Origin of the sequence: Yersinia vastinensis, assembly GCF_044905075.1 — a bacterium.
In the GTDB taxonomy this organism is placed as follows: Bacteria; Pseudomonadota; Gammaproteobacteria; order Enterobacterales; family Enterobacteriaceae; genus Yersinia; species Yersinia vastinensis.
The window spans coordinates 4,309,266-4,335,205 of the sequence record NZ_CP173260.1; the positions used below are offsets into that span (position 1 = coordinate 4,309,266).

Below are 25,940 nucleotides of genomic sequence, written 5' to 3' on the forward strand. Positions count from 1 at the left end.
ATTATGAGCAAGTCAATATATGAGCAGTATGTTCAAGCCAAAGCCGATAATCCGGGCAAATATGCACGTGATTTAGCCACACTGATGGGCATTTCAGAAGCAGAGCTGACCCACTGCCGTGTTGGACATGACGCTAAACGCCTACATTCAGATGCCCGTGCCTTGCTGGCTGCATTAGAAGCGGTTGGTGAAGCCAAAGCCATCACCCGCAACACCTATGCAGTACATGAGCAAATGGGCCGTTATGAGAATCAACATCTGAATGGCCATGCTGGTTTGATCCTCAATCCGCGTCATTTGGATTTGCGTCTGTTCCTCAACCAATGGGCCAGCGCCTTTACACTAACAGAAGACACACGCCACGGTGTACGCCATAGCATTCAGTTTTTCGACCATCAGGGCGATGCTTTGCACAAAGTATACGTCACGGAACAAACGGACATGGCCGCTTGGGATGCTTTGCTGGCGAAGTTCATTAGCGTAGAAAACCCAGAATTGCAGTTACAACCTTTGAGCACAACTGAGGTTACCGAACCGACCGCCACTGATGAGGTTGTTGATACTGAATGGCGCGCAATGACGGACGTGCACCAATTTTTCCAGTTGCTCAAGCGCAATAACCTTACTCGCCAACAAGCATTCCGCGCCGTGGGTGATGATCTGGCCTATCAGGTTGATAACAGCTCGCTGACACAACTGCTGAATATCGCCCAGCAGGAACAGAATGAAATCATGATCTTCGTCGGTAACCGTGGTTGCGTGCAAATTTTCACCGGTATGATTGAAAAAGTCACACCGCACCAAGAGTGGATTAATGTTTTCAACCAGCGCTTTACGCTACATCTGATTGAAACGGCTATTGCTGAAAGCTGGATTACCCGTAAGCCAACTAAAGATGGGTTTGTCACCAGTCTGGAGCTGTTTGCTGCCGATGGTACTCAAGTTGCTCAACTTTACGGTCAGCGTACCGAAGGGCAGCCAGAACAAAGCCAATGGCGTGAGCAGATTGCCCGCCTAAACAATAAGGATATCGCCGCATGAGACTAAGGTTGCTGTCACTCCCTTTCATTCTGTCACTGAGCGCCGGCCTACTGCCGCTAACGACGTTAGCCGCAGAACGTATTGTCACCATTGGTGGTGATGTAACAGAAATCGCCTATGCACTGGGTGCGGGTAGCGAGATTGTGGCCCGTGACAGTACCAGTCTACAGCCTCAGGCAGTACAGAAGCTGCCTGATGTTGGTTACATGCGCATGCTCAATGCCGAAGGGATTCTGGCAATGAAGCCGACCATGCTATTAGTCAGTGAACTCGCGCAGCCTTCACTGGTGCTTAAACAAGTTGCTGACAGTGGTGTGAATGTAGTCACCGTACCGGGTCAAACCACACCAGAAAGCGTCGCCGTGAAGATAAACGCAGTCGCTACAGCACTTCATCAGCAGGAAAAAGGGCAAGATCTGATTAATGACTATCAGCAACGCTTGAGCGCAGTGAATAACACGCCACTGCCGGTCAAAGTGCTGTTTGTCATGAGCCACGGTGGTTTAACGCCGATGGCTGCGGGCCAAAATACCGCGGCCGATGCCATGATTCGCGCCGCCGGTGGCAGCAACGCGATGCAAGGTTTCAGCCGCTATCGCCCACTGTCACAAGAAGGCGTGATTGCCAGCGCCCCCGATTTATTACTGATTACCAGTGACGGTGTGAGAGCACTAGGAGGGAATGACGGCATCTGGAAATTACCCGGTATGGCCCTAACGCCTGCGGGGAAAAATAAACGCCTGTTGGTTGTTGATGATATGGCATTGCTTGGCTTTGGCTTAGAAACGCCACAAGTGCTGTCGCAACTGCGTAAAGGCATGGAACAAGCGCAATGAATTGTCGAGTCCATCCACGCCTGATGTTGAGCATCTTGCTGATGATTCTCATTCTATTAGCGCTCGGCTCGGCCAACATGGGCGCATTGACGCTCTCATTTCGTACGTTATGGCATGCATCATTAGATGATGCCATGTGGCATATCTGGCTGAATATCCGCCTGCCCCGCGTGCTGCTTGCTGTCGTTGTCGGTTGTGCGTTGGCGGTATCCGGCGCCATCATGCAAGGGCTGTTTCGCAACCCACTGGCCGATCCCGGCCTGCTGGGCATCAGTAGCGGCGCGGCTCTGTGTGTCGGGCTGATTATCGTTATGCCATTCAGTTTACCGCCACTGTTGGCGCTTTATAGCCATATGGTCGGGGCCTTTATTGGCAGTTTGGCCATTTCTGCCATTATTTTTACTCTCAGCCGCTGGGGGCACGGTAATTTATCACGCCTTCTACTGGCGGGTATCGCGATCAATGCCCTGTGTGGTGCGGCTGTTGGAGTGCTGACCTATATCAGTGATGACCAACAATTACGCCAGTTCTCCCTGTGGAGTATGGGGAGTTTAGGTCAGGCCCAGTGGTCAACCCTGATGGTCGCTGCATCGTTAATCCTGCCTGCTTGTGTACTCGGTTTGCTGCAAGCACGCCAATTGAACCTATTGCAGTTAGGGGATGAAGAAGCGCATTACCTCGGAGTTAATGTGCGTCAGGCCAAGCTGCACTTGCTGTTACTCAGCGCAATATTGATTGGTGCAGCGGTAGCTGTCAGTGGGGTTATCGGCTTTATCGGGCTAGTCGTGCCGCATCTTATCCGTATGCGTATCGGGGCTGACCACCGTTGGTTACTGCCCGGAGCCGCCTTGGGTGGGGCTTGTTTGTTACTGACAGCGGATACTCTGGCGCGGACATTGATCGCACCGGCAGAGATGCCGGTCGGGTTGATAACCAGCCTATTGGGTGGCCCTTATTTTCTGTGGCTGATTTTGCGTCAACGGGAGCAACGCAGTGGTTGATATAGCAGGTGTTAATAGGATAACGGCACCCGCCGCGTTATTAGAAGCGAGCCAGCTTTCCTACCATGTGCAGGGGCGAAAGCTTATCAATGACGTTTCACTGCACATTGCCAGTGGTGAAATGGTGGCGATTATTGGGCCGAACGGCGCAGGGAAATCCACCTTACTGCGTTTGTTAACTGGCTATCTGCCCCCCTCAGATGGCGAGTGCCAGTTGCTGGGGAAAAACCTCAATAACTGGCAGCCACAAGCATTGGCCCGCACCCGTGCGGTGATGCGCCAATACAGTGATTTGGCGTTTCCATTTAGTGTCAGTGAAGTGATTCAGATGGGGCGCGCACCTTATGGAGCCGCGCACAATCGGCAGGCACTGCAAGAAGTCATGGCACAAACCGACTGTCTGGCGCTGGCACAGCGCGACTATCGCGCATTATCCGGGGGTGAACAACAGCGAGTACAACTCGCACGGGTGCTGGCACAACTGTGGCAACCGGAACCAACACCGCGCTGGTTGTTCCTTGACGAACCGACATCCGCATTAGATCTCTATCATCAACAACATACGTTGCGTCTGCTGCGTCAACTCACCCTCCAAGAACCTTTGGCGGTGTGTTGTGTGCTGCACGATTTGAATCTGGCGGCATTGTATGCCGATCGTATTTTGTTGTTGGCGCAAGGCGAACTCGTTGCTAGCGGTACGCCGGAAGAAGTGCTCAATGCCGAGACGCTGACCCGCTGGTACCAGGCCGATCTGGGTATTTCACGCCACCCAGAAACAGCCTTACCACAGATTTATTTACGTCAATAAGTCTCCGTCAAATCAAATGATACCAACCAGCCTATGGCTGGTTTTCTGCTACTTTCGGAGATTCCATTTCCGCCAGCAACTCATAAATCACTTTCCCCACTTTTTGTACTGCCCGTTCAATGTCTGACGTCATTGGTTTGCTGTAACTCAGTCGCAAACAATTACGGTATTTCCCCGACGCTGAACTGATAGATCCAGCGGCAACCTGTACACCAAGCGGTAATAAACAACGATTCAGACGCTGACTATCAAATCCGTGCGGTAATTCAACCCATAACATAAAGCTGCCTTGCGGCCTGCTTAGGCAGGTATTCGGTGGGAAATATTTCATCACCCAACCGGTCATAATGTCGCGATGGCGTTGGTATTGACGACGCATTCGGCGCAAGTGCTGCATGTAATGCCCTTGCTTAATAAATTCAGCCATGGCCAATTGAGGCAGCGAGGCCACTCGCCCGGCAGAGATATATTTCATGTGTAACGCTTTATCTAAATAGCGGCCAGGCGCAATCCAGCCAATACGTAAGCCCGGAGCGACTGTTTTCGAAAAGGAACTGCACAGCAATACCCGACCATCATCATCAAAAGAAGCAATCGTGGGAGGACGAGGATATTGATAAGCTAGAGCGCCATAGACATCGTCTTCAATAATGGCGATATCGTAACGCTGGGCGAGTATTAGTAGCGCTTTTTTCCGTTCATCGGGCATGTTGTAACCCAATGGATTATTGCAAGTTGGAGTGAGCTGAACGGCCTTAATGGGCCATTGGTCCAAGGCCATCTCTAAGGCTTCCAAACTGATCCCTACCACCGGATCTGTAGGAATTTCAATGACCTTCATGCCCATCCCTTTCAGGGTTTGCATTGCGCCATGAAAACTGGGGGAATCAACAGCAACAATATCACCGGGTTGGCAAACAGCGCCAAGAGCCACAGCCAACGCACCATGACACCCGGAAGTAATAATAATATTTTCTGCTGATTGGTGATTACCACTGTCTAGCATCAAACGGGCAATTTGTTCACGCAACGCCAAGGAGCCATAAATGTTGTCGTAATCCAGCACTTCTTCACTCTGATGGAGGCTAACACGGCTCAACAGGCGACTCAGTATTTTAAGCCCCGGAGCAGAAAGATCCGGCGAACCAATACCCAGATAAAGGATATTTTCCTGCACGCTTCTTTGTAGGAAGGCCAGCGTATTTTCCCATTGAGAGATTTCTACTGGCCGCTGCGCGTGGGTGCATGTTGCAGGCAAGGAAGGCAGGTTTGAGCAGCAACGCACGAAATAACCCGACTTTGCACGTGCTTCAATCAGCAGGCGCTCTTCCAATTGCCGATAAGCCTGCTGGACAGTACTAATACTGACACCATGCTCGTCACTCAAAACTCTGACGGAAGGGAGCCGTTCACCTGCGCTATACAACCCTTCTTTAATCCGCTGACTAAGAATGTCAGCCAGTTGTTGGTAACGAGTCATTGATATCACCTAATCAGTAGCAACCAGTACAGATGGCATTAATTTCAACCATTCAGTTCATATATCTCATATCTGTATGGAAATAATAGCTCTAATTTGCATCTGTAATGTTTTATGCAAAAGTTTCATCCTAATGGCTCACCTACTGACGGGGAGTCAAAATGAATAATATAATTGAAGATCAAATAGATGAATGCTGCTCGTCAACCGCACGGGCAACAAAAGATCGTCGCAATATTTTTATTCGATTAGGATTGAAAGCATACAGATATCTGTGTCGATGGAATGAACGGCGTAAAACAGCCAATACCTTAGAAAGGTTGAGTTCAGATCAATTAAAAGATCTCGGTCTAAACCGCGATGATATCAAACGAGATTATAGCCGCCCCTTTTGGCGCTAAATTTAGAGCAGTGGCCCGCCGAGAGAGTGGGCCACGAACCATTTTAGTTTGACCACTCAATGACACGTCCTCAATCCACCACACTGGCATAGCACTAAATTAACCATCATTTCAGGATATAAATCCGAAGCCAAGAATGCAGATATTCCGCCCTTTAAACTGAATATTTGCGAATGTGGAAATTTATTTGCCAATAGACTGGCAGCTCTTTGGCTACGAACACCGGACTGGCAATACAAAATAATAGGCACATCCATAAGGCATTCATTATCGATACTTTCTATCTCGGCAAGAGGGATATGCTCACCACCAATTGATATCAGCTCTCTTTCATGTAATTCGCGGACGTCAATGAGGTGGATAACCGTATATTCGTGGATAAGATCATTAAATTCTTCCAAGGTCATAACAAATTGGTCAGATGCTATTGCACTACTACATACCACTGGCATTTCTTCCAATACATGAGACCAGTTAGGGTCTCTTAATGGGTTATCCAGCGAGGCAGAAAAACTCAACTCCGTAGTCGCCGCGTCTAAAGCATCATAAACCAGTAGTCGGCCAGATAGAGGCCGCCCCAGACCAGTTATCAACTTAATCACTTCATTGGCCTGAAAACAGCCAATAATGCCGGGTAAAATCCCCAAAACCCCAGCCTCGGCACAATTGGGGGCCAATGCTGCATCCGGTGGTTCGGTATAAAGATCACGATAATTAGCACCACGAGCGCCATTCTCATCCCGTACATTAAATACCGACACCTGCCCCTCAAATTGCATAATCGCGCCATAGACCAAGGGTTTATCGTTCAGATAGCACGCATCATTAATGAGGTATTTCGCAACAAAGTTATCCGTACCATCGACCACAATGTCGTAGCGAGATATTAACGCTTCAGCGTTATCTACACTCAATTTCTCAATATAGGTTTCTATCTCAATATAAGGGTTAAGTGCCTGTAACCGTGACTTAGCAATATCAGCTTTGTTCTTTCCCTTATCTGCCACCCGATATAAAACTTGCCGATGTACATTGGAAACATCAATATGATCAGCATCGATAATACCTATCCACCCAACACCGGCGGCAGCTAAATAAAGTAAGATTGGGCAACCAAGCCCCCCGGCTCCCACAATTAATACGTGGGCATTCTTGAGTGCCAACTGGCCTTTGATACCAATAGCAGGAATCAATAAATGTCGAGAGTATAATCCCATTTCAGCAGGGGAAAGGTGTGTGTATCGTGTATTGTTCACTAATATTTTCATGTCATTACTCCAAAATTACCTCCTTTTATCCAACAGTAAGTTATCCATGACTTATCCAAGTTAAAAACTTTCTATCACGACAGCGGCCAAAGTATCAGCTCGGCTGACATTAAAAACGTGATGAACAAATATGGGCTGCTTATTCAATAAATAAGCTCGTGTTCTTACTCTACCTTCATCAAACAGAAAAAATGGGCAGCTTAACTTCGCAACAATACTCTTAATGGGCTTCCCCATAGTGCAGCTAAGTTCAGCCGGATCATCATCTAGTGAGATAATCAACCGTTCACGCCCGACTGATGCAAGAGTTGGCAATTCAATAAAACTCCATTGATCCGCCACTTCACACTGATGGCGATAAAGAGTAAATAAGTTATTATGCTCAGTAATAAACTGCCCTTCAGACTCTATTTTACTTAGCAGCTTAGGCGTAGCTCGAACAATATTGGATGAGTCTATTTCCTCGGGCAAAAAACGTTGCTTAATTTGCTCATCAAGATTACCCGGAACGGCAGTAAGTGCATCATCACCTGATAGAGATAATATTCGCCAAAACAATATCACTGTAGCAAAAACACGATAATTAGCAGTAAAATCATGGTGAATCTCAAATATAGAGTCTTTTTGTCTTAATCTAACTTTAACAACACTAGAACTAAACTCATTCGAATCAAAAAATGTTAGTGGTTGGGTATAATTTATTTCAAAAGAAATGGTTACATTGCTTTGTTGATATCCTTGAATAAACTCTGGAAATGATACTTTTAGGTGACGTTCCAACCATAACCACTTATTACTTATAGCTAAAGATAACAATTCCCTTCCATGAAATTGCAGAGCAGTAAATAAACAAGTATGAATGGGGTAAGTCATATTAACGGTGCGTTCTTTATTCATATTACCCTCCCGCAATAGCGGTGAAGATATCAATGCGGTCATTGTTTTTTATCAATTCATGATATTCATCTGGGTTGATTTTTTGACCATTTAAAGAAACTAAATACCCTTTTTTAAATTTTAACTCCTTATCATAAATGACCTCTTTTAATGCTGGATACTGCGCAATTAAATGTGCAACCAACTCCGTAAGAGTATTTGATTGATCAATATCAATTTGTAGATCTTTCTTATAATTCGTAAACTTGGCTAAATTGCCTGACAGTCTAAATCTCATTTTACTTACCCTCCTGTACTGCTTTTTGCTGTGCCAGCATTTGAAAATCATGAATAGTTCGGATGCCCAAATCGACTTCTAGCTTCTCCTGTGGGTCAGCTCCCGCTAACATTGAGGTAAAATCTCGATGTGAGCGGCCTAAACCACTCTCTTCGGTATATCCCCAGCCACCAGTAAGTTTTAGAGCCATTTGGACAATGAAGTTTATTTGCTCAATCGCATAGTGTTTTGCCGCTGAAGAAATAGGGTCCCAATAAGGATCACTCTCTCTTCTGGCCTGCCGCTCCAAAGAGTGGAAAACTATCGCTCGTGCTGTTTCAAGGGCAATGGTCATACGCCCAATAGCGGCCTGAACATGTTGCATTTCAGCAAGAGGTTCATCGTAGCGAATAGTTCTTTGTAAATAGCTTATTGTCTCTTCAATAATGGCCCGCGCCCGCCCTAAAAATAGAGTTGTCAGTAGCGAGCGGCGGCAATTGAGAAAATAGCGTTGAACAAAACTGAGTCCATCACTGGCTACCAATAAACGGTTTTTATCGAGTTGTACTTTATTGAGATTCAGTTGTGCTATTCCCAATGAATGCACGCCATGCATAACACGAAGGGTAATATCAACGCCGGGATCGCTACGTTTAACTAAAAAAACTTGTAGATCACTACCTTCACTACGAACAAAAACCAGAAAAAGATCGGCGGTTGCACCGCCAGTGATAAATTGCTTAGTACCATTGAGAATATAACCATCAGAATTTGGATGATAAATAGCATTAGAAGAGAAAGAAAAAGCATCGGCATTTTCAGTGTAGGCAAAAGCACCAAATTTATCCCCTGCAACCAACGGACCAATATACTCCTCAATTAATAGCTCATTTTCTGTAACTATTAATGCGGAAATAAATGACATTCTTACTGATATTAGAAAAGGGAAAGAGGTATCACTGGATAAATAACCTATTTGTTCCAGAACACTTCCCCAAACAGCATCTCCCTGATTTTTACCACCAAATTTATTTGGCAACATATAAGTAAATAACCCTAATGTTACAAATTTTTTAGCCACCTCATTAGGAATAGGTATGGAATTATGATCACGATGTTGTGTTTTTTTATTTATTTCCTCTTCGATTAATTCGCCATATAAGTCTTTAATTTCTTTTGCACCTTGCCAATCTATGTCCATAAAGTACTCCTCGCCATAGCCAGTCATTTATCGTAAAAACAGAAAGTACAAATTAATATTGCTTCATTATTTTATTTAGTGTAGATATAAAAAAATCTATATCTTCCTGCGTGTTATATATCGCAAATGAAACTCTAACGGTCTCTTGTACGCCAAAAAAGGCCATTAATGGCTGTGCACAATGTCGACCAACCTGAACGGCAATTCCGGCCTTATCTAGTGCCAAACCAATAACTCTCGCGGGAATACCTTCGGCAATAAAACTGACTACAGAGGCTTTTATCGGCGATTGACCTAATATATAAATAGAAGGTAATAAGGAAAGCTGCTGCATAAGAGAATCCAGTAATCTCTGTTCATGCCGGGCAATAGCTTTAATCCCAAGTTCTTGCAGCCAGGTAATAGCGGCCCCCAAACCGATAATACCAGCAATATTTGCAGTGCCAGCCTCAAAGCGCCGTGGAGGATCAGCAAAAGTAGACAGTTCAAAGCTAACATCTGCCACCATTCCACCTCCATATTGCCATGGCGGCATATTTCGCAGAATATTGCTACGACCATACAATACGCCAATTCCCGTAGGCCCATAAACTTTATGGCCAGAAAATACATAAAAATCTGAATCCAGCTCTTGTACATCAATGGCGATATGAGGCACTGCCTGAGCACCGTCAATCAGTATAATAGTTTCTTCTTTTTTGTCACAATTCCTTTTATCGTAGGCCCTTACTGCCTTAATAATAGCCACTAATGGATTGATTGTACCTAGTACATTAGAGACATGAGAAAGTGCTAAAATCCGCGTATGATAACTCAGTAATTGTTCAAGATAATCTGTCTGTAGAACTCCATTCTTGTCTATCGGCAAAATTTTTAGCTGTGCTCCAGTCTCTCGGCATAGCTGTTGCCACGGGACAATATTACTATGATGCTCAAGAGCCGAAATCAAGATCTCATCACCTGGATGCAAGTAAGTTCCTCCCCAACTTTCCGCCACTAAATTAATCGCTTCTGTTGTTCCTTTAGTGAAAACTATTTCATCTACCGAATTAGCATTAATAAACACACGTACTTGCTCTCTGACCTGTTCCAACGCTGCAGTGGCACGCAGTGAGAGCGTATGAACTCCCCGATGTGCATTTGCATAATATTCGCTATAACATTTTGTTATTGCATCAATGACAACCTGTGGTTTTTGGCAGGAAGATGCATTATCTAAATAAACTAATGGATGACCATTTATCTGTTGCCTAAGAATGGGAAACTGCCTATGAATAGCATCAAGATCTAGTATCCCCCCATCTATTTGCGTCTTCACCATAAAACACCTCAGTATTATAAATCAGTGTTAATAATTTCATAATCATCTTCCCTCTCCGGTGGAGATTATTTATCTCTCACCATATAATATGCCAACTTAATATTAATTATTATGACAATTTTCATTTACAATGAATAATCACAATCTGACAACAGTTATAATTATAGGATTGTTTTTTAATTAGTGTATTTTTTTGTTATTTATTTTTATTGAAATAATAATATAGCTGCCTATATTATTTAATATGGATGATGATTATTTAAATAATAAACCCGCTATGTAAGCGGGTTGGGTAATTAATATATTGATACTAATGCATTAGAAATCGTATCCGACTGTCGCCTGCACCGAGCGCTCTGCGCCCCAGTAGCAGTAAGATGTACTGTAACAGGCTGCAACGTATTTCTTATCGGTAATATTATTCACATTCAATTGTATGAATGCCCCTTTCAATGACGCTGCCCAAGTGCCCAAATCGGCACGAACAGAAGCATCACCCAGAGTATAAGAAGGTACACGTAGCGTATTCGCATCATCAGCCCATTGCTTGCCAATGTAGCGGACCCCTGCTCCCACATTGATGCCGTAGCCTGCTTCATACTGCGCCCACAGTGACGCCATATTTGATGGTGCTAACACGGGTGTATTGCCATCATTACCATCAATAGCATCTTTGAATTTCACGCGGTTATAGGTATAGCCCGCAATCACACTTAAACGATCATTAATTTGGCTTCTGGCCTCCAACTCCAGCCCCTGTGAATTCACCTTACCTGCCGGCACATAATAGGTGGCTGGAACGGCGCGGTTTGCCACATCATTTTGTGTCAGGTCATATAAGGCAGCGGAGTAAAGTGAAGAACTGCCCGGCGGCTGATACTTAATCCCCACTTCATACTGCTCACTGGTCATCGGTTTCAGCAGTTTTTGCTGCGCATCTGGGAATAAACTTGGTGTGATGGCCTGACTGTAACTCACATATGGCGAAATGCCGCTATCGAAGCTATACAGTAGCGAAGCGCGCCCACTGGCGTGTTTATCCGTTCGCTCATCGGTTGTATTAGCCGTTTTATTCATATTTTCTGTTTTCATCCGATCATAACGGCCAGATAAATTCAGGTGCCAGTTATCCCACGTCATTTCATCTTGCAGATAAACGCCACTCTGCTCATAACGGCGACTCAAATAAGATGAATTGATCCCAGGAGTTGTCAGCAGATAATCGCTATACAATGTGCTGCCGCCGGAAACACCGGTGTAAGGGTTTAATGAGGTGGCAAATGCACTGTCGCTACGCAAGTTATTGCGGAACTTCTGGAAGTCTAGCCCCAGCATAACCTTATGTTCTACCGCCGCTGTCGCAAAATCGGCTTCCAATTGGTTATCTACGGCAAAGGCATTGAGTGAAGAATCTTCACCAGAATAATAGCGACTCATTAACGTGCGGTCGCTATTCCACCCTGCCTGATAAACCTGCTCTAATTGCGCATTAGAATGGGTATAGCTGGCATTTTGCCGGAAAGACCAGACATCATCGAATTTGTGCGCGAATTCAGAACTGTAGATTTGCTGCCAACGTTTAAATACGTTGTGGTTCGTTTCGCCATCAAAGAAGCCACGGCTTAACTTCTGCCCATAGATACTGCCATCTGCCGGAACCGCACTGTGATAGCCACCGGAGGGATCCTTTTGTAAATTGGCCCGTAGCAACCATGAGGTATTTTCATCTGGTTGCCATAATAATGACGGTGCAATTGCATAACGCTCTTCACGTTGATGGTCATACATAGTATCGCTGTTGCGGGTAATCCCCGTCAGGCGGAATGCCCAATGCTCGGATATCGCATCGGTATAATCGAATGCAACGTCTTGTGTATTATGATTACCCGCCGTCAGGCGGAAGTGACCTTCAGAGGTAAATTGTGGGCGTCTGGATGTCATCATCACCACACCGCCGGGGATACTCTGACCATATAATGCTGAGGAAGGGCCTTTGATCACATCAATACGTTCAAGGAACCACGGATCGACCTGTAAAACGTTATAACTGCCGCCATCACTGAGCAACCGTAGCCCATCAAGGAAAGTATTGTTCACATCACCGCCGTGGAACCCCCGCAGAGCAACAGTATCATAGCGAGTTGCACCACCTGAGAAACCCGTGAAAACGCCCGGGGTGTAATTCAGTGCTTGATTCACCGTGGCGACATTTTGGTCATCCATTTGCTGGCGAGTAATGACCGATACGGCTTGAGCCGTCAGGATGAGTGGTTGATCAGTTTTCGTTGCCCCCTTGGTGGTTTTTGCGGTGTAGCCCAAGGTGGGTAAATCAGCTTCATGACCTGCTTTGGCGGTGACTTCTATCGTATCGTCAGCCATTGAGGCAAATGGAATAAAAATAGCCAGTGAGCATAAAACCGCAGAACGCTTTATTAAAAAAGCCGAGAGCATGGTCATCTTCCCCAGATAATTAAGCATATAAAATAGATGGTTATTAATTAGCATCCATGCCATTTCCACAGCGCAAATATCCCTGGCTGCATGTCACATATCGTGGGTCCATAAGTGCAGGGCACAATTTATTAAATGCGAGTGGTAATTACAATGATAATTATTATCTTTAATATTTAATTTTTAATAGTCATTATCAGAGTAAGATTATTCCGTCAGTCTCCGTCTGTGCCACAATGGCTTTCTGCTAGGCTTTAACAACACAGCTAGACTGATTAACGGGTTAATTGTGGCACTCACTTTGGGGCTAACAGGTTTTATGGAAAAGAATGGATACTTTGTTTCACGTCGATATTATTCCCTACCAAATCCACTACGCGCATATCTGCAGCTAACCTGTCTGCTGCTCGCGCTTATTTTCGCATCAACGACAGGCATTGCTTTTGCGGCAACATCGTCAGAGACTCCGGCTGAAAACACTGAAGCACCGGTAAAACCCGCCGTCTCTGTGCAATTAATTAGCTTGCAGAAGCAATTAGATAAATTAAAACAGAGCGTGTCAGTCAGTACATCTGATAACCAGCTGAATACATTAAAAGAAACGGCACTAGCGCTGGTCCGGGATGCGGAGATATTGCTTGAAGAGTTGAAGCCCAAGCGTGAACAACTGCAAACGCAGTTGGATGTTTTAGGCCCCCCACCTGCCGCAGGTTCACTGGCTGAAACACCCGTCGTGGCGCAACAACGCCGCGTATTGAATACCCGTAAAGTCCAATTGGACGGTCAAAATGATCAAGTGCTGGCCATCAAAACCAATGCGGAAAATCTGTCCACACAAATCATTGCCTTACGGCGCTCGGCACTGAAGTCACAAATCGCTTTAAATTCTGGCAGTATTCTAGGGGCCAATTTCTGGTCGCCAATCATCAATCCCAATGCGGATGACGATCGTCGACTAAAAGATTTTATCCAAGAACTTGATGATGCCTGGCATGCTGCATGGGAGCCAGAGTGGCGTTTCGGCACCGCAATATATCTGCTGCTGTCGCTGCTGATGAGCGTATTTGGCTTTAAGTTCCTCGATAGTCTGACGGCTTGGTTTTGCACTAAATGTTTGCCACCAGGCCCGCTACGCCGTAGTTTCATGGCCTCGGCAACCACACTCTATACCGTATTGATCACCGTCACGGTGGCGCAATGTTTCACCCAGACGTTTACCCGCACACCGGATGTCTCACTGGTGGTAATCGACTTTTCGCATGCGTTTGTTCAACTCATGTTTTTCTCTGCACTTGTCGCAGGCCTCGGTCGCGCATTTTTATCCAATCAGCGCCCTTCATGGCGTTTACCCGCCATTGCTGATGAGGTAGCAGCATCGCTGAAACTCTTCCCACCGCTGTTAGCCAGTTGCATTATGATTTTTGGCGCTATTGATCTGATGAACAATATGATCAATATCAGCATCTCGGGGGCTATTTTTGGCAATGGTATCTCGGCACTGTTGATGGCGCTCACCGCTGCGATTATTCCCTTACGGGCCAACCGAATACGGCGTAATTTGGTCTCGAATGGCGAAAAGCCAGAGGCCTATTCCACATTGGCTGGCTTAATTCATTTCGCCATCGGCGTGACTGCACTGGCCATATTACTGTCCTTGTTAGTGGGCTATATCGCACTGGCAAAATTCTTGAGTTACAAACTGGTTTGGACCTGCTTAGTCCTCTCCTGTTTATATTTACTCATCCACCTCTGTGTTGATTTAGCGGAAAGTCTCTTTTCCCCCAACAGCCGTGCCGGTAAAGCAATTAAACAGTCACTGAATATTGACGATCGTCATTTAGCACAGGCCGCTACATTATTATCCGCCACCAGCAAAGTATTGCTGATATTGCTGGCCGTTCTGGCGCTACTCGACGGTACTTTTGGTTCCACCACTCCCATCTCACTGTTACAAAAAGCAGTGGAATTATTAAGTGGTGAAGGGCTGGAAGAGTTGAATATTGTCCCAGCCAATCTACTGAACTCCGTGATTTGTTTACTGGTTGGGCTGTACGTACTCAAAGTCGCACGCCGCTGGCTAAGCCAGGAGTTTCTGCCCAAAACCCAAATGGATTCCGGGATAAAAACCTCGGCAGTCACGCTATTTAGTAATATTGGTTACGTGCTGGTGATTTTACTCACCTTATCGGTACTGGGCATTCAGTGGAATAAGTTAGCCTGGATTGTCAGTGCGCTGTCGGTGGGTATCGGTTTTGGCTTACAAGAGATCGTGAAAAACTTTATTTCCGGCATTATTTTGCTGACTGAACGGCCAGTCAAAGTGGGAGATTTAATCAGTATCAGTGGTGTTGAGGGTGATATTCGACGCATAAATGTTCGTGCCACGGAAATTCAGCTCAGTGACCGCTCAACAGTTATCGTGCCTAACTCCCAGTTAATTTCGCAAAACGTGCGTAACGCCACCATGGCTAATGCACAAGGGGTGGTGACGATAGCCCTCACCTTCCCGCTAGATTTAGATATTGATCTGGCACAATCACTGCTGATAGAGGCTTATAAAGAACATGAGTCGATACTCGACACGCCAGAGCCGTCGGTAAAATTCAGCCAGTTAAGTCCTGACGGCATTGTGCTCAGTGTGACGGGCTTGGTACCCAGCCCACGCATGGTCAGCAATACCAAAAGTTCGTTGTTATACAGCATATTGAAACGGCTACGAGCAGCGGATGTTTCACTGGCCGTCGCCGCACCGATCCGAACAACGACAAGCGCCAACTAGCACTCAATGAGCCATTCACATTATCAGGGCGATAATGTGAATGGCTCCAAATTAACCGATTTCAGCGTTGAATCAGATAGCGGATCGTTGGGCCATCTTGCTGGATATCGAGCACGGTATAGCCGTAATTTCGGGCATCCAGAGGGATATTATTGATAGATTGCGGGCAATCACTTATCACCTCCAAAATTTCACCGGGCTTCAATTGTGGCATAGCCTCTAAAGTCGCTACCGCTGGATAGGGGCAGGGTTCACCCACCATGTCTAAACGGTAATCCGGCACAATCGGGGGATTTATTGGTGCATGCTCGGTACTCATGATGGCTCCTTAACCAAGGTTGAAGTGGTCGTTTTCTGTTTGCGGAAGAAATGTTTTTCCCACCACAACATGGCGGCAAAGGCGATGGCTAACATCAGGTAGGTCACTAATAACCCTCCTATCGGGCCGAATGTTTCCAACAAATTGACCTTGTCATAATCGGTTGCCAATGCAGGAGCAAAATCATCCCAATAATATGCCAAAAGGGTCGCACCAATAATGTTACCTAACCCTACCCACCAATAGTGAATTTGCCCTTCTACCGCACGATACATCCAGCCCGTCTCACAACCACCCGCTAGCACTATCCCGAAACCAAACAACAAACCGCCAATGACAGCATTAGGCCCAGCCCACAAAATTTTCGGTGCCACGCCCAATTGGACATAACTGAAAATACCAATAGCACTGACCGCCATTCCTAAAATGATGGCCTTTGCCATATGGATGCGCCCGGTTATCCACAAATCACGGAATGCGGAGGTAAAGCAAATCTGCGCCCGTTCAATCAACAAACCAAAACCAATACCGCACAACATGGCAATACCCAGTTTCGGGTGACGGAATAACTCGATGAGTGACCAGCCAAGTGCCAGCACCAACACCACCATACCAAGGCGAAAACGACGTGCTGCTCGAGCAGGATGTTGTGTCAGAGGCGAGGCCGCCGTCACTTTTTGTAATTTTACCGGGATACGAAACAGCGGCAGCAACGTGAACTTGGCACCAAAATAGGAACCCACCGCAGTTGCCAGCGCGAAGAACCATGCATGCAGTGAAAATTGTGGAATCCCGGTAAAGAAAGCTGCCAGATTACAGCCCATGGCCAGACGCGCACCAAAACCGGCAATAATGCCGCCGACCAGAGCCTGTGCAATGCGAATGCCATGCTGGGGTTTACGCAATTTCACGTTATTAGCCCAGAGTGCCGCGACAATACATCCGGCAAACATGCCGATGATCATCATGCCATCGATGCGATCCAGTGGCGTTCCTTCCAACCCAATAACTTTAAAGTAACCCCACTCCTGCGGGCGCGCGCCAAAGAGCTGCATTAGGTGACCACCCCAGCGAGTGAATTCCCCAGTAACAGCCCAAAAAGTGCCGGTCAAACCAAAGTAATAGGTTGATAGAATACCGGCGGCAATCACCGCAGGCAGCGGCGCCCAAAAGCGCACTAAATATTGAGACTTAAACATCTGCCAGCTCACACTGACACCTCCAAAGGTGTGTTGTCACAAGCGGTATCAGGGTTATACGCAGCGACGAGGAAAATAGACCTAACTATAATAAGTCAATTATCGATTCAATGGGGCATGATGGATTGGAAATTGGATGTTAATCAAAAGTTAAGTTGATAAGAAATTATGATGATTGAGAAATCACTGGCTTTAAACCTGCTCGCTCACCTCTGAAGCTTGGTAATCCAGAGCCATCGCCATGCGCAAGATAGCGGCCACAGGCTCAAAAAAAGGTTCAGAGATGGTATCGCCACAGGCCACATCACGATGTAATGCACGCGCCAGCGTGATATTTTCGACGATAGGAATACCCTGTTGCTCCGCCAGTTTAATCATCAATGCCGCGCGCTCACCCTGACCTTTTTCAATGACGACCGGAAGAGGGGCATCATCGGGATGATAAAACAGGCAAACAGCAAAATGCGTGGGGTTACGCACCACCGCCGTCGCACGCTGTACATTTTTAGCAAAACTGCCACTTTGCACTTCATGCTGTAACTGCCGCTGCCGCTGCTTGATATGCGGATCGCCATCACTGTCTTTGTGCTCTCGCTTAACCTCATCATGAGACATTTTTAGTTGTTTCATGGTGTTATAACGCTGAAAAGCATAGTCCATCAGAGAAAAAACCACATAGCAGGCAATCAATGCCCCCAATATCCAGCCCATTAAGGTGGCAAAAACCGGGATAGCACACTGACTGCCACAATAAGAGAGGTAACCAAAAGAAGGGGTATAATGCATCAATAAATAGCCAAAAATCAGGGTCAACACGCCCACTTTAAGTAATGACTTCACCAGCTCGAATAGGCTGTGCAGTGAAAAAAGCTGTTTCGCATTATTGATTGGATTGATGTGTTCGCCTTTAAATTCCACCGCTTTTGTCGCCAATAATGGCCCAACCTGTGCAATCCCGGAAAGCATGGTCATTAAAACCAACGCCCCACCCAGAATCCCCATGATATGGATAAAAATGGCCATGAACTCCGCACCTATATGTGCCAACGCCATCGAGAAAGGCTGTCGTAATTGTTCAATTGAACTGCGAATTAGCGCGCTCGCCTGATCAACGAGTGTGTAGCCAGTCAGGAGAAAATAAGCCACCAGCACCAATAACTGTATTCCAGAGGTTATCTCAACACTTTTAATGACCTGCCCTTTTTCTCGGGCCTCTTGCAGACGTTTCGCGGTGGGTTTTTCGTTCTTTTCACTGCTTTCGTTGCTCATCAGCCGCCTCATTTATCAATGGGATAAGTGTGGTTATCTTCTGTTCGGTCTGGTTGATGCCCACCAAATAGTGATGCAGGGCATAAGGCAAACTAATCACTAACAGAAACAGCGCTAAGGCACTTTTAATTGGCATTGCCAGAAAGAAAACATTCAACTGCTGCGCTGAACGATTGATAAGCCCTAGAGATAAATCCGCCAAAACCATCACCAGCAACGCAGGTAGTGCAAAACTCAGGCAGAGTTCATACATCAGCTGCCACTCACTTTGTAAAAAGTGCAACATGGCCGATGAGGGCTGGATACCGCTGCCTGCGGGTAAAATGTCATAGGAACCGTAGAGTGCCGTTAGCACCAGATTGAACCCGCCCGAGATCAGAAACAGCACAGTTAAAAGCTGGGTAAACAGCACTCCAAAAATTGAAGATTCCATGCCCATGCTGGGATTAAACAACGTGGACATCGTGGCACCGCGCAAGGTGTCAATCAGGAAGCCGGCCATATCAATGGCCCAAAAAGGCAATGCGGCCACAAAACCAATCATTACCCCAACCAATAGCTCGATGCAGAGCAATCCAAACCATGTGGTGAGGCTATCGTGAGGTATTAAAGATGCGCTAAAAAATAGCGGTGTCACTGGCAACGCGATGGCCAAAACCAAGCCATTTCGTAATAAGCTGCTGCCCAAGCTGCGAGCAGTAAACAGCGGCAATATCAGCAACATCCCATAAGGTCGCATCATCGCCAGCCCCAACGCACCTAACCAATGCAGAGGATCATCCATATCAAGACCGCATACTGGTGATTTGCAAAAAGGTCTGCTGGGTATAATTCAGTAACGTCGTTCCCATCCAATGGTAGGTAATCAATAACGTGGCTGATACCGCCAGTAATTTAATCAAAAACTGTAATGTTTGGTCCTGTATTTGGGTGAGTGCCTGCAACAAGCTGACGATAATCCCCACCACCGATGCCACCAACACGACGGGCATTGACAGCAATAAGACTATCCACAGCAGTTGGGTCGCCAGATGAACAACAATGGCATTGCTCATTGAAGTGCCCTCCGATAACGACTCATAGGTAAGAACCCACCAACTGCCCCAGCAGCAATCCCCACCCATCTATAAGTATAAAAATCAATAACTTAAATGGCAGAGAAATGGTGATAGGTGAGACCATCATCATGCCCATCGCCAGCAAAATATTGGAGACAATCAAGTCGATTGCGACAAAAGGCAGGTAAAGCAGCAAGCCAATTTTAAATGCCTCTGTCAGTTGACTCAGAGTAAATGCCGGCATCAAGATCAACAGTGAGTTAGGTTTGATGGTATCTCGATAACGCTCAGGCCATTTGGTCTGGACGATATCGTTAAAAAAACGGGCCTGCTCTGCATCCGTATTACGCTGTAAGAAATCACGGTATGGCCCCAGAGCACGTTCATCAATCTGGTGCAGCAAAGGGACAATTTCATTTGACAACGGCCCCTCCTGAAGACGGGCATGCACATCTAATCCGACCGGTGCCATGATAAAAATCGTCAGTACTAACGCCAAACCGTAAATAGCAATATTAGGCGGAACCTGCTGAACACCCAGCGCATTTCGCAGTAACGAAAAGACGATAGACAGCTTGAGAAATGATGTCCCCATGACCATGAGCAGTGGCAACAATGACAGAAAAAAAAGCAGGACAATCAATTGAGAGGACGAGTTTAGCAACGCCATAATCTATTCCACAAAAGGCTGACCTGTTAGGTAAAAGGAATGCCTACAGTATTTATTTCTCCCCCGTGTTTAGATATCAGGTAATAACCCTAATATCTGTCGGCTTTTATATTTCTGAAGTATTCAGGCACTTAATACCCTAGCCTCTTTGTCACTTAACATTTATTGGGAATGCGCATGCTCAACGTTATCGGTATTATTGCGTCCACCACCGCTCAATTCTGACCACAAGCTCCCCTTCACAGTTTAGTAAGCTGCCGCTACCAACAGGCTGTCCATGCAAACGGATATTCACCTCGCCGTAGAAATGCGTCTGGCACACCAATGTTTGGCCTACGGCTAACTGTTTAATGTCACCTAGTGGCAGAGTCAGACGGCCAATTTCCATGACCAGCGTTTGTGGCAAACTCTCAATCATCACGGTCTGCGAGGTTTTTGGTGTGACGGCAACATCCAGCTCCAATAGCTTGTCAATATCGTCATTAATCTGTTGAATTGTCATTTTGTTCCCCTCCTCCAACTTGATATAAATCTGTGGCGATGCCGTTTGCCATAACCAACAGTTCCCTTGCGCCAATTCAGCGGCACAAGTTATCCGCATCCCATCCCCAGGCTTGATTTGCTGTAATTGATGTAACGATAAACGGTGCCACCCCACCACTAAACCCGTTTGCCAGAGTGGGGTCGTTTCAGTGACCAACTCACTGCCCCAATGAGACAAGGTTTCGGTTAGCGATACCAGTGGCCAACCAAACAGTACGCCGCTCAATTGTTGCCCTTCCAATTCAAAGGTCAGCATCACCGCCCATTGGCGCAATAGCGTCATTGACCGTGGCGTAGGGTCATAAATTGCCAGCTCGGGTAATTCACTCAACAGAGGGCTGACGGCCCAATGGGCCATGGCCGTCACCAACGTTGGCTCCAGAAAATGCGCATCATCAGTCGCCAGTGAAGATGCCAACCAATGGTTCCAACAAGTCTGGGATAGCCAAAAACCACACTCTCTTGCAGTTTGTTCCTGTTCAATACAGTGCAGTGGCAAATAAACACCCTCGCCCTCTATTTGTTTCACTGCGGCGGAAATACCGGCACTATGTCGCCCTGCGCCCACAACAGCACTGATTTGGCGTAATTCAGCCGACAATGTCCCTAGCATGGGCCACCTCCAAAACACAGGGAAAACCCAGTTGATGCAATTGCCGCTGCCAGCGGGCCTGTATTGGTTGCAAACGTTCGATAAGCGCACGGTTGGTGTGACTGAGGACAATATGCAAGCCATTACCAGATAACTGAACATGGACCAGAGTCCCGTACAGTGGGCCGCTGACGAGACGATAATCTGCCTGCATCGGTTTCTCTCCCTCAGCGCGAATCAAGGTATCCGTCATGTTTGGTGCCGGGGATAGGTGAGAAGTCAAATACCCAGAAAATCGCTGTTCTTGCCGTTCATTATCTATATACGTCAGCGGTTCCTCCTTAAAATAGCTCTCTCTTCGCGGTGGCAGGGCACCTTCAATATCGATTCGTCTCATTTTTGATTAGCATCCGTAATTTTTCCTGTTCCCGCTGATTAATCCGTATCAGCACCTGCTGTGATTCAATAGCCGTGTGCTGTTGCTGATGCCGGGCGACCAATTCACAAATACATTTTTGTAACTCTCGCTCAGTCTGATACACCTCATGTTGCAAAGCGCGTTGCTCGTCAGCCTCTGCAGGATGTAATTTGCCACGCCAATCTGCAATGTGTTGTAGCCGATGACATAACTGCTGGCGTTGATGACGAAGATCCACCAATTGCTGCTCCTGCTGCTCATATATCTGGCGCAAGCACACCCATTGCCGACGTAGCCTGTGTGCTTTGTGTTGCCGCAGCGCCAGCAGACGCGCAAGAGTCACTAGTGCGGAGTTGACTCCCCTAGCGCCTGCGCGAGTTGTTCGAGTATATGATTGAGGTCGGCGGCGGTTTGAGATGATGATGAGTTCTCCTGCTGTAAAAAGGCACAGATAGCCGGGTAACGCAGTAGAGCATCATCAGCTTGTAAATCTTGTCCTTCCTGATATTCGCCCACCCGTACCAGCAATTCTATCTCCTGATAACGAGCCTGCATTTGCCGCAATTTTTGCGCCAAAGCCAGATGCCCCGCACTGACAATTTGCGGCATGATACGGCTGATACTGGCGGCAATATCAATGGCCGGATAGTGCCCGGCCCCCGCCAGTTGCCTTGATAACACAATGTGCCCATCCAATAGAGAACGCACCTCATCAGCGACTGGCTCATTCATGTCATCGCCCTCAACCAAAACCGTGTAAAACGCCGTGATACTGCCACGCGCGCTGTTACCCGCCCGTTCAAGCAACCGGGGGAGAGAGGCAAAAACACTGGCGGGAAAACTGCCCATTGCAGGAATCTCCCCTGCCGCCAGGCCAATCTCGCGGGCAGCTCTGGCATAGCGGGTGAGCGAATCGGCCATCAGCAACACATTTAGCCCACGTTCACGGAAATACTCGGCCACCGTGGTGGCGGTATAAATCCCTTTAAGCCGCTCCAGCGCGGGGCGATCAGAGGTTGCCACTATCACCACCGTACGCGCACGTACTTGTGGCGTGAGCACCTGTTCAAGAAACTCGCGCACTTCTCGGCCTCGTTCACCAATCAGGGCCAACACCGTGATGTCTGCATGACACCCCTTGCACAGCATGCTGAGTAAACTGCTTTTCCCTACACCGGCGGCGGCAAAAATACCGATGCGTTGCCCCTCGCCACAACTGAGCAGGCCATCAACGGCGCGAATGCCTGTCAGCAATATTTGCTGTACTGGCTGACGGGTTAATGGATCGGGAGGAGGAGAGTCCAGCTCACGCCAATAACCGGTCAGTGGAGGGCCATCATCTATGGGCTTCCCCAGACCATCCAATACTCGCCCAGCGAGATCATCCCCGACTCTGACTCGGTGCGCATGCCCCAGCGGCGAGACCCATTGGCCGCATCGCAAGCCGGTGGGGGAAGCAAACGGTGACAGCAAGGCCGTTTGCTGTTCAATAGCAACCACTTCCGCCAACATATCCGGTGAGGCGATACGGCATAATTCTCCTAACGCCACGCCGGGCAAATGGGCGTGTAGCAGTGTCGGGCCAATATCCAATATCTGCCCGCAATATTTCATACCATCCGGCGGCGAGGAGATTAAGCCCAATTGCTGCTGCAATTGAGCACTTAATACTGAAATATTAAGCGGCTTCATCAAGCTCATCTCCGATAAGCTCAATCGTGCCCGCCACTTTGATGTTCATTTCATCACCCAGCTCTTGCCATGACAGCACCGGTAGCGCAAAAAGATCCCGCTCAATGATTTTGCGCAAAAAACGCCGCACATCGATGGCCGTCAGCAGCACCACATCGCTGTTTTCAGCAAAGGCGCTTTTTATTTTGCTGAGGATCAGCCGTGATTGTTTATCCCCCAAGGCTGAATAGGTGCCTGCCGACGTCTGGCGAATAGATTCACGGATGACATTTTCAGCCCCCTCTCCTAATCGCAAGACCGGCAACCAGACCTGATTTTTACTGAACCGACGACACACATGGCGGCGTAAGGCGATGCGGACATATTCGGTTAACATCACACTGTCTTTCTCTTTGGGGCCCCAGACCACCAGCGCGCCAAAAATAGCGCGTAAGTCTCGGATAGACACATCCTCTTCCACCAGTCGTTGCAGTATTTCCGCCACTTTACCAACCGGCATCTGGCGCTGTAGCTCTTTCACCAGCTCACCGTAGCGCCCTTCCATTGCATCCATCAGATAACGGGTCTCCTGTACGCCGATAAACTCAGCCGTATGGCGTTCAAGCACTCTTGTTAGACAGTGAATAATTCGCTGCTGCCCTTGAGCATAAGGCAGCCCCAACGTCTTGGCCTGCTGGCCTTGCTCCACCGCCAGCCACTCGAAAGTACCCAGTTTCATCCCCAGAGATTGGCTGCGCGTCGCTAGCTGAGGGCTGGGATGAATCAGTAATAAGTCATCGGGGGGCAATGTTAGTTTGAGCACTTGCTCCTGATAGACCCGAATCAATAGCGTATTCTCAGCTAATGTGGGGTCACTGCGAACAACCACTTCCGGCAATGGGACACCAAGATGCTCAAACCGACGCCAGCGCAAGCCGTCAATATCACGCCCCAAATGGGAGTAATGTAAGTTTGGTGCACAATACAGCATCAAAGGCACCGCTCCTGGCGTCATGGTATTGGACGTCGAAGAGAGATTTTCGCCATTATTATTGGCTCCGGTTCTTTGCTGTTTTTTCCGGTAAAGGAAAAATGCGGGGGCGGCAACCAGCGCCGCCAAAGTCATAAAAATCAGAAATGGGAAACCCGGTAATAGGGCAAAAACAGTCAGGATGGCCGCCGCTAACCATAAGGCATCGGGTTGACGCCCAACCTGTATTGCCAAGTCTTTAGCCAGACTCTGCTTATCATGACCCGGAACGCGAGTAACAATGATCCCCGCCGTAATCGAGATAAGCAACGACGGAATTTGTGCGCATAATCCGTCACCCACGGATAGCACCGCATAGGTGGTCATCGCCTGCTCCGCCGACATATTATGTTGCAGCACGCCGATGGTAATACCGCCGATAATATTCACCAGAATGACAATGATCCCGGCAATAGCATCCCCTTTAACAAACTTCATCGCCCCGTCCATGGCACCAAACAAACGGCTCTCTTTCTGCACCCGCTCGCGCAGTCGCCCCGCTTCAGTAGAGTCAATCACCCCGGCACGCATATCACCGTCAATACTCATCTGTTTACCCGGCATGCCATCAAGTGAAAAACGGGCACTGACTTCAGCCACACGCTCTGAACCTTTGGTAATGACGATAAACTGCACCACGGTGATAATCGTAAAAATGATCAACCCCACTGCCAAGTTACCGCCAACCACAAACTGGCCGAAAGCCTCGACAATGTCACCCGCATCATGCTGTAGCAGCACTAAGCGAGTGGTACTGATGGTCAACGCCAAGCGATAAAGTGTGGTGATAAGTAACAATGATGGAAAGACAGAGAATTCGAGTGGATCGCGCAGATAAATTGAGATCATCAACAGGATGACAGAAAACGCCAAATTGATCGCAATCAGCACATCAACCATTGCTGTCGGCAGCGGCAAGATCATCATAAAGATCGCCACCAACAGCATGATCGCTAAGAAAACATCTTGGCGCGTGGTGATCATCATCAAGGCGCGCGTGATTACCGATCCTTTCATCGACATTCTCCCGGCAAGCGACGGAGCAAAGCGCGCTGTTGCTGATAAAGCAGATACCAAAATTCAGCCCCTGATGCAGCAGGGGGAGAGCAACTGACCATCATGCCCATTTTCAGTAAATAGATACGTTGAGGGACCCCATTAAAGCGTTCGATCTGCCAGCACTGTTGGAGCTGTAATAAGTCATCCATGTCATAATGCCGGTGTTGTACGCCACTGGTCAGCAGCAACCTCGCGTTGCGCCACTCAAGAAAAACCAGTTGTTGGCCTATCTGCCACTGCATACGAGCGGACAATTGGGTGCAAGGTAAGTCAGCCATTCGGATAAAGAGCTGTAGATTACGGGTGACAACTAAATCCATTTCCATAACCCGCACCTCATTGATAAGCACACAAGGTGAATAATAAGGAGCC

The 25,940-nt window shown here is 47.4% G+C and carries 25 protein-coding genes; 6 read left to right on the plus strand and 19 right to left on the minus strand.

Annotation, left to right across the window (positions count from 1 at the left end):
* Window positions 1-3 precede the first annotated feature (3 nt).
* The 4 genes from ACIOG0_RS19920 to ACIOG0_RS19935 are packed head-to-tail and all read left to right on the plus strand — an operon-like array spanning window position 4 to window position 3,686.
* On the plus strand, window positions 4-1,041 hold the full coding sequence (locus ACIOG0_RS19920) for a hemin-degrading factor (RefSeq protein WP_050099701.1): 1,038 nt from the start codon (window positions 4-6) through the stop codon (window positions 1,039-1,041).
* Window positions 1,038-1,877 carry a hemin ABC transporter substrate-binding protein gene (locus ACIOG0_RS19925; RefSeq protein WP_050099699.1) on the plus strand — a complete coding sequence of 280 codons (840 nt, stop codon included), beginning with the start codon at window positions 1,038-1,040 and terminating at the stop codon, window positions 1,875-1,877. The genes ACIOG0_RS19920 and ACIOG0_RS19925 overlap by 4 nt, the downstream gene beginning before the upstream one ends.
* Window positions 1,874-2,878, plus strand: a complete 1,005-nt coding sequence (locus ACIOG0_RS19930) for an iron ABC transporter permease (protein WP_128451794.1) — start codon at window positions 1,874-1,876, stop codon at window positions 2,876-2,878. Before ACIOG0_RS19925 ends, ACIOG0_RS19930 begins: the two co-directional genes overlap by 4 nt.
* 19 nt (window positions 2,879-2,897) lie before the next feature.
* On the plus strand, window positions 2,898-3,686 hold the full coding sequence (locus ACIOG0_RS19935; RefSeq protein WP_128451813.1) for a heme ABC transporter ATP-binding protein: 789 nt from the start codon (window positions 2,898-2,900) through the stop codon (window positions 3,684-3,686).
* 31 nt (window positions 3,687-3,717) lie between these two features.
* On the opposite strand, the gene ACIOG0_RS19940 is transcribed toward ACIOG0_RS19935, so the two are convergent.
* Entirely contained in the window at window positions 3,718-5,166 is a 1,449-nt protein-coding gene (locus ACIOG0_RS19940; protein WP_050099694.1) for a PLP-dependent aminotransferase family protein, read from the minus strand.
* A gap of 161 nt (window positions 5,167-5,327) precedes the next feature.
* On the opposite strand from ACIOG0_RS19940, the gene ACIOG0_RS19945 reads away from it, so the two are divergent.
* Window positions 5,328-5,567, plus strand: coding sequence for a DUF1127 domain-containing protein (locus ACIOG0_RS19945; RefSeq protein WP_050099693.1), 240 nt, complete (start codon window positions 5,328-5,330; stop codon window positions 5,565-5,567).
* Window positions 5,568-5,623: 56 nt separating this feature from the next.
* Here the strand turns inward: ACIOG0_RS19945 and moeB are convergent, their stop codons facing one another.
* From moeB to ACIOG0_RS19975, 6 genes are all read right to left on the minus strand, one after another.
* Entirely contained in the window at window positions 5,624-6,835 is a 1,212-nt protein-coding gene (gene moeB / locus ACIOG0_RS19950) for a molybdopterin-synthase adenylyltransferase MoeB (RefSeq protein ID WP_050295945.1), read from the minus strand.
* Window positions 6,836-6,895: 60 nt separating this feature from the next.
* Window positions 6,896-7,732: a hypothetical protein gene (locus tag ACIOG0_RS19955; protein WP_128451795.1), complete on the minus strand. Its 837-nt coding sequence runs from the start codon at window positions 7,730-7,732 to the stop codon at window positions 6,896-6,898.
* A gap of 1 nt (window position 7,733) precedes the next feature.
* The gene (locus tag ACIOG0_RS19960) at window positions 7,734-8,009 is read right to left on the minus strand and encodes a MoaD/ThiS family protein (protein ID WP_050099689.1); all 276 of its coding nucleotides are present in this window, start codon (window positions 8,007-8,009) and stop codon (window positions 7,734-7,736) included.
* Window position 8,010: 1 nt separating this feature from the next.
* On the minus strand, window positions 8,011-9,189 hold the full coding sequence (locus ACIOG0_RS19965; protein ID WP_128451796.1) for an acyl-CoA dehydrogenase family protein: 1,179 nt from the start codon (window positions 9,187-9,189) through the stop codon (window positions 8,011-8,013).
* A gap of 52 nt (window positions 9,190-9,241) precedes the next feature.
* Window positions 9,242-10,510 carry an aminotransferase class V-fold PLP-dependent enzyme gene (locus ACIOG0_RS19970; protein ID WP_128451797.1) on the minus strand — a complete coding sequence of 423 codons (1,269 nt, stop codon included), beginning with the start codon at window positions 10,508-10,510 and terminating at the stop codon, window positions 9,242-9,244.
* Window positions 10,511-10,828: 318 nt separating this feature from the next.
* Window positions 10,829-12,961 (minus strand): TonB-dependent siderophore receptor, encoded by a 2,133-nt coding sequence (locus ACIOG0_RS19975; RefSeq protein WP_050100123.1) that lies wholly within the window; start codon window positions 12,959-12,961, stop codon window positions 10,829-10,831.
* Window positions 12,962-13,250: 289 nt separating this feature from the next.
* Between ACIOG0_RS19975 and ACIOG0_RS19980 the strand changes: the two genes are divergently transcribed.
* On the plus strand, window positions 13,251-15,740 hold the full coding sequence (locus ACIOG0_RS19980; protein WP_164908405.1) for a DUF3772 domain-containing protein: 2,490 nt from the start codon (window positions 13,251-13,253) through the stop codon (window positions 15,738-15,740).
* Window positions 15,741-15,801: 61 nt separating this feature from the next.
* On the opposite strand, the gene yedF is transcribed toward ACIOG0_RS19980, so the two are convergent.
* From yedF to ACIOG0_RS20040, 12 genes are all read right to left on the minus strand, one after another.
* Window positions 15,802-16,059, minus strand: coding sequence for a sulfurtransferase-like selenium metabolism protein YedF (gene yedF, locus ACIOG0_RS19985; protein ID WP_050099684.1), 258 nt, complete (start codon window positions 16,057-16,059; stop codon window positions 15,802-15,804).
* Window positions 16,056-17,270 carry a selenium metabolism membrane protein YedE/FdhT gene (yedE, locus tag ACIOG0_RS19990; protein WP_128451799.1) on the minus strand — a complete coding sequence of 405 codons (1,215 nt, stop codon included), beginning with the start codon at window positions 17,268-17,270 and terminating at the stop codon, window positions 16,056-16,058. Before yedE ends, yedF begins: the two co-directional genes overlap by 4 nt.
* A 180-nt stretch (window positions 17,271-17,450) precedes the next feature.
* Window positions 17,451-18,527 carry an EscU/YscU/HrcU family type III secretion system export apparatus switch protein gene (locus tag ACIOG0_RS19995; protein ID WP_128451800.1) on the minus strand — a complete coding sequence of 359 codons (1,077 nt, stop codon included), beginning with the start codon at window positions 18,525-18,527 and terminating at the stop codon, window positions 17,451-17,453.
* Window positions 18,508-19,311, minus strand: coding sequence for an EscT/YscT/HrcT family type III secretion system export apparatus protein (locus ACIOG0_RS20000; RefSeq protein WP_050099679.1), 804 nt, complete (start codon window positions 19,309-19,311; stop codon window positions 18,508-18,510). Before ACIOG0_RS20000 ends, ACIOG0_RS19995 begins: the two co-directional genes overlap by 20 nt.
* 1 nt (window position 19,312) lies before the next feature.
* Window positions 19,313-19,582 carry an EscS/YscS/HrcS family type III secretion system export apparatus protein gene (locus ACIOG0_RS20005; protein ID WP_050099677.1) on the minus strand — a complete coding sequence of 90 codons (270 nt, stop codon included), beginning with the start codon at window positions 19,580-19,582 and terminating at the stop codon, window positions 19,313-19,315.
* A gap of 22 nt (window positions 19,583-19,604) precedes the next feature.
* Window positions 19,605-20,255 carry a type III secretion system export apparatus subunit SctR gene (sctR, locus tag ACIOG0_RS20010; RefSeq protein WP_050099676.1) on the minus strand — a complete coding sequence of 217 codons (651 nt, stop codon included), beginning with the start codon at window positions 20,253-20,255 and terminating at the stop codon, window positions 19,605-19,607.
* Window positions 20,256-20,451: 196 nt separating this feature from the next.
* Window positions 20,452-21,411, minus strand: coding sequence for a YscQ/HrcQ family type III secretion apparatus protein (locus ACIOG0_RS20015; RefSeq protein WP_050099675.1), 960 nt, complete (start codon window positions 21,409-21,411; stop codon window positions 20,452-20,454).
* On the minus strand, window positions 21,389-21,787 hold the full coding sequence (locus tag ACIOG0_RS20020; RefSeq protein ID WP_050099673.1) for a hypothetical protein: 399 nt from the start codon (window positions 21,785-21,787) through the stop codon (window positions 21,389-21,391). The genes ACIOG0_RS20015 and ACIOG0_RS20020 overlap by 23 nt, the downstream gene beginning before the upstream one ends.
* Window positions 21,768-22,151, minus strand: a complete 384-nt coding sequence (locus tag ACIOG0_RS20025; protein WP_235895311.1) for a type III secretion protein — start codon at window positions 22,149-22,151, stop codon at window positions 21,768-21,770. The genes ACIOG0_RS20020 and ACIOG0_RS20025 overlap by 20 nt, the downstream gene beginning before the upstream one ends.
* Window positions 22,151-23,509: an EscN/YscN/HrcN family type III secretion system ATPase gene (locus tag ACIOG0_RS20030; protein ID WP_404704905.1), complete on the minus strand. Its 1,359-nt coding sequence runs from the start codon at window positions 23,507-23,509 to the stop codon at window positions 22,151-22,153. The genes ACIOG0_RS20025 and ACIOG0_RS20030 overlap by 1 nt, the downstream gene beginning before the upstream one ends.
* Window positions 23,487-25,526: an EscV/YscV/HrcV family type III secretion system export apparatus protein gene (locus tag ACIOG0_RS20035; protein ID WP_128451802.1), complete on the minus strand. Its 2,040-nt coding sequence runs from the start codon at window positions 25,524-25,526 to the stop codon at window positions 23,487-23,489. Before ACIOG0_RS20035 ends, ACIOG0_RS20030 begins: the two co-directional genes overlap by 23 nt.
* Window positions 25,523-25,894, minus strand: coding sequence for a type III secretion system protein (locus ACIOG0_RS20040; RefSeq protein ID WP_050099668.1), 372 nt, complete (start codon window positions 25,892-25,894; stop codon window positions 25,523-25,525). Before ACIOG0_RS20040 ends, ACIOG0_RS20035 begins: the two co-directional genes overlap by 4 nt.
* Window positions 25,895-25,940 lie beyond the last annotated feature (46 nt).

Bases quoted from the DNA above. Each gene is read 5' to 3' on its own strand.
- ACIOG0_RS19920 (WP_050099701.1), top strand. From the start codon at position 4: ATGAGCAAGTCAATATATGAGCAGTATGTTCAAGCCAAAGCCGATAAT.
- ACIOG0_RS19925 (WP_050099699.1), top strand. From the start codon at position 1,038: ATGAGACTAAGGTTGCTGTCACTCCCTTTCATTCTGTCACTGAGCGCC.
- ACIOG0_RS19930 (WP_128451794.1), top strand. From the start codon at position 1,874: ATGAATTGTCGAGTCCATCCACGCCTGATGTTGAGCATCTTGCTGATG.
- ACIOG0_RS19940 (WP_050099694.1), bottom strand. From the start codon at position 5,166: ATGACTCGTTACCAACAACTGGCTGACATTCTTAGTCAGCGGATTAAA.
- ACIOG0_RS19945 (WP_050099693.1), top strand. From the start codon at position 5,328: ATGAATAATATAATTGAAGATCAAATAGATGAATGCTGCTCGTCAACC.
- moeB (WP_050295945.1), bottom strand. From the start codon at position 6,835: ATGAAAATATTAGTGAACAATACACGATACACACACCTTTCCCCTGCT.
- ACIOG0_RS19955 (WP_128451795.1), bottom strand. From the start codon at position 7,732: ATGAATAAAGAACGCACCGTTAATATGACTTACCCCATTCATACTTGT.
- ACIOG0_RS19960 (WP_050099689.1), bottom strand. From the start codon at position 8,009: ATGAGATTTAGACTGTCAGGCAATTTAGCCAAGTTTACGAATTATAAG.
- ACIOG0_RS19965 (WP_128451796.1), bottom strand. From the start codon at position 9,189: ATGGACATAGATTGGCAAGGTGCAAAAGAAATTAAAGACTTATATGGC.
- ACIOG0_RS19970 (WP_128451797.1), bottom strand. From the start codon at position 10,510: ATGGTGAAGACGCAAATAGATGGGGGGATACTAGATCTTGATGCTATT.
- ACIOG0_RS19975 (WP_050100123.1), bottom strand. From the start codon at position 12,961: ATGCTCTCGGCTTTTTTAATAAAGCGTTCTGCGGTTTTATGCTCACTG.
- yedF (WP_050099684.1), bottom strand. From the start codon at position 16,059: ATGAGTACCGAGCATGCACCAATAAATCCCCCGATTGTGCCGGATTAC.
- ACIOG0_RS19995 (WP_128451800.1), bottom strand. From the start codon at position 18,527: ATGAGCAACGAAAGCAGTGAAAAGAACGAAAAACCCACCGCGAAACGT.
- ACIOG0_RS20000 (WP_050099679.1), bottom strand. From the start codon at position 19,311: ATGGATGATCCTCTGCATTGGTTAGGTGCGTTGGGGCTGGCGATGATG.
- ACIOG0_RS20005 (WP_050099677.1), bottom strand. From the start codon at position 19,582: ATGAGCAATGCCATTGTTGTTCATCTGGCGACCCAACTGCTGTGGATA.
- sctR (WP_050099676.1), bottom strand. From the start codon at position 20,255: ATGGCGTTGCTAAACTCGTCCTCTCAATTGATTGTCCTGCTTTTTTTT.
- ACIOG0_RS20015 (WP_050099675.1), bottom strand. From the start codon at position 21,411: ATGCTAGGGACATTGTCGGCTGAATTACGCCAAATCAGTGCTGTTGTG.
- ACIOG0_RS20020 (WP_050099673.1), bottom strand. From the start codon at position 21,787: ATGAGACGAATCGATATTGAAGGTGCCCTGCCACCGCGAAGAGAGAGC.
- ACIOG0_RS20030 (WP_404704905.1), bottom strand. From the start codon at position 23,509: ATGAGCTTGATGAAGCCGCTTAATATTTCAGTATTAAGTGCTCAATTG.
- ACIOG0_RS20035 (WP_128451802.1), bottom strand. From the start codon at position 25,526: ATGAAAGGATCGGTAATCACGCGCGCCTTGATGATGATCACCACGCGC.
- ACIOG0_RS20040 (WP_050099668.1), bottom strand. From the start codon at position 25,894: ATGGAAATGGATTTAGTTGTCACCCGTAATCTACAGCTCTTTATCCGA.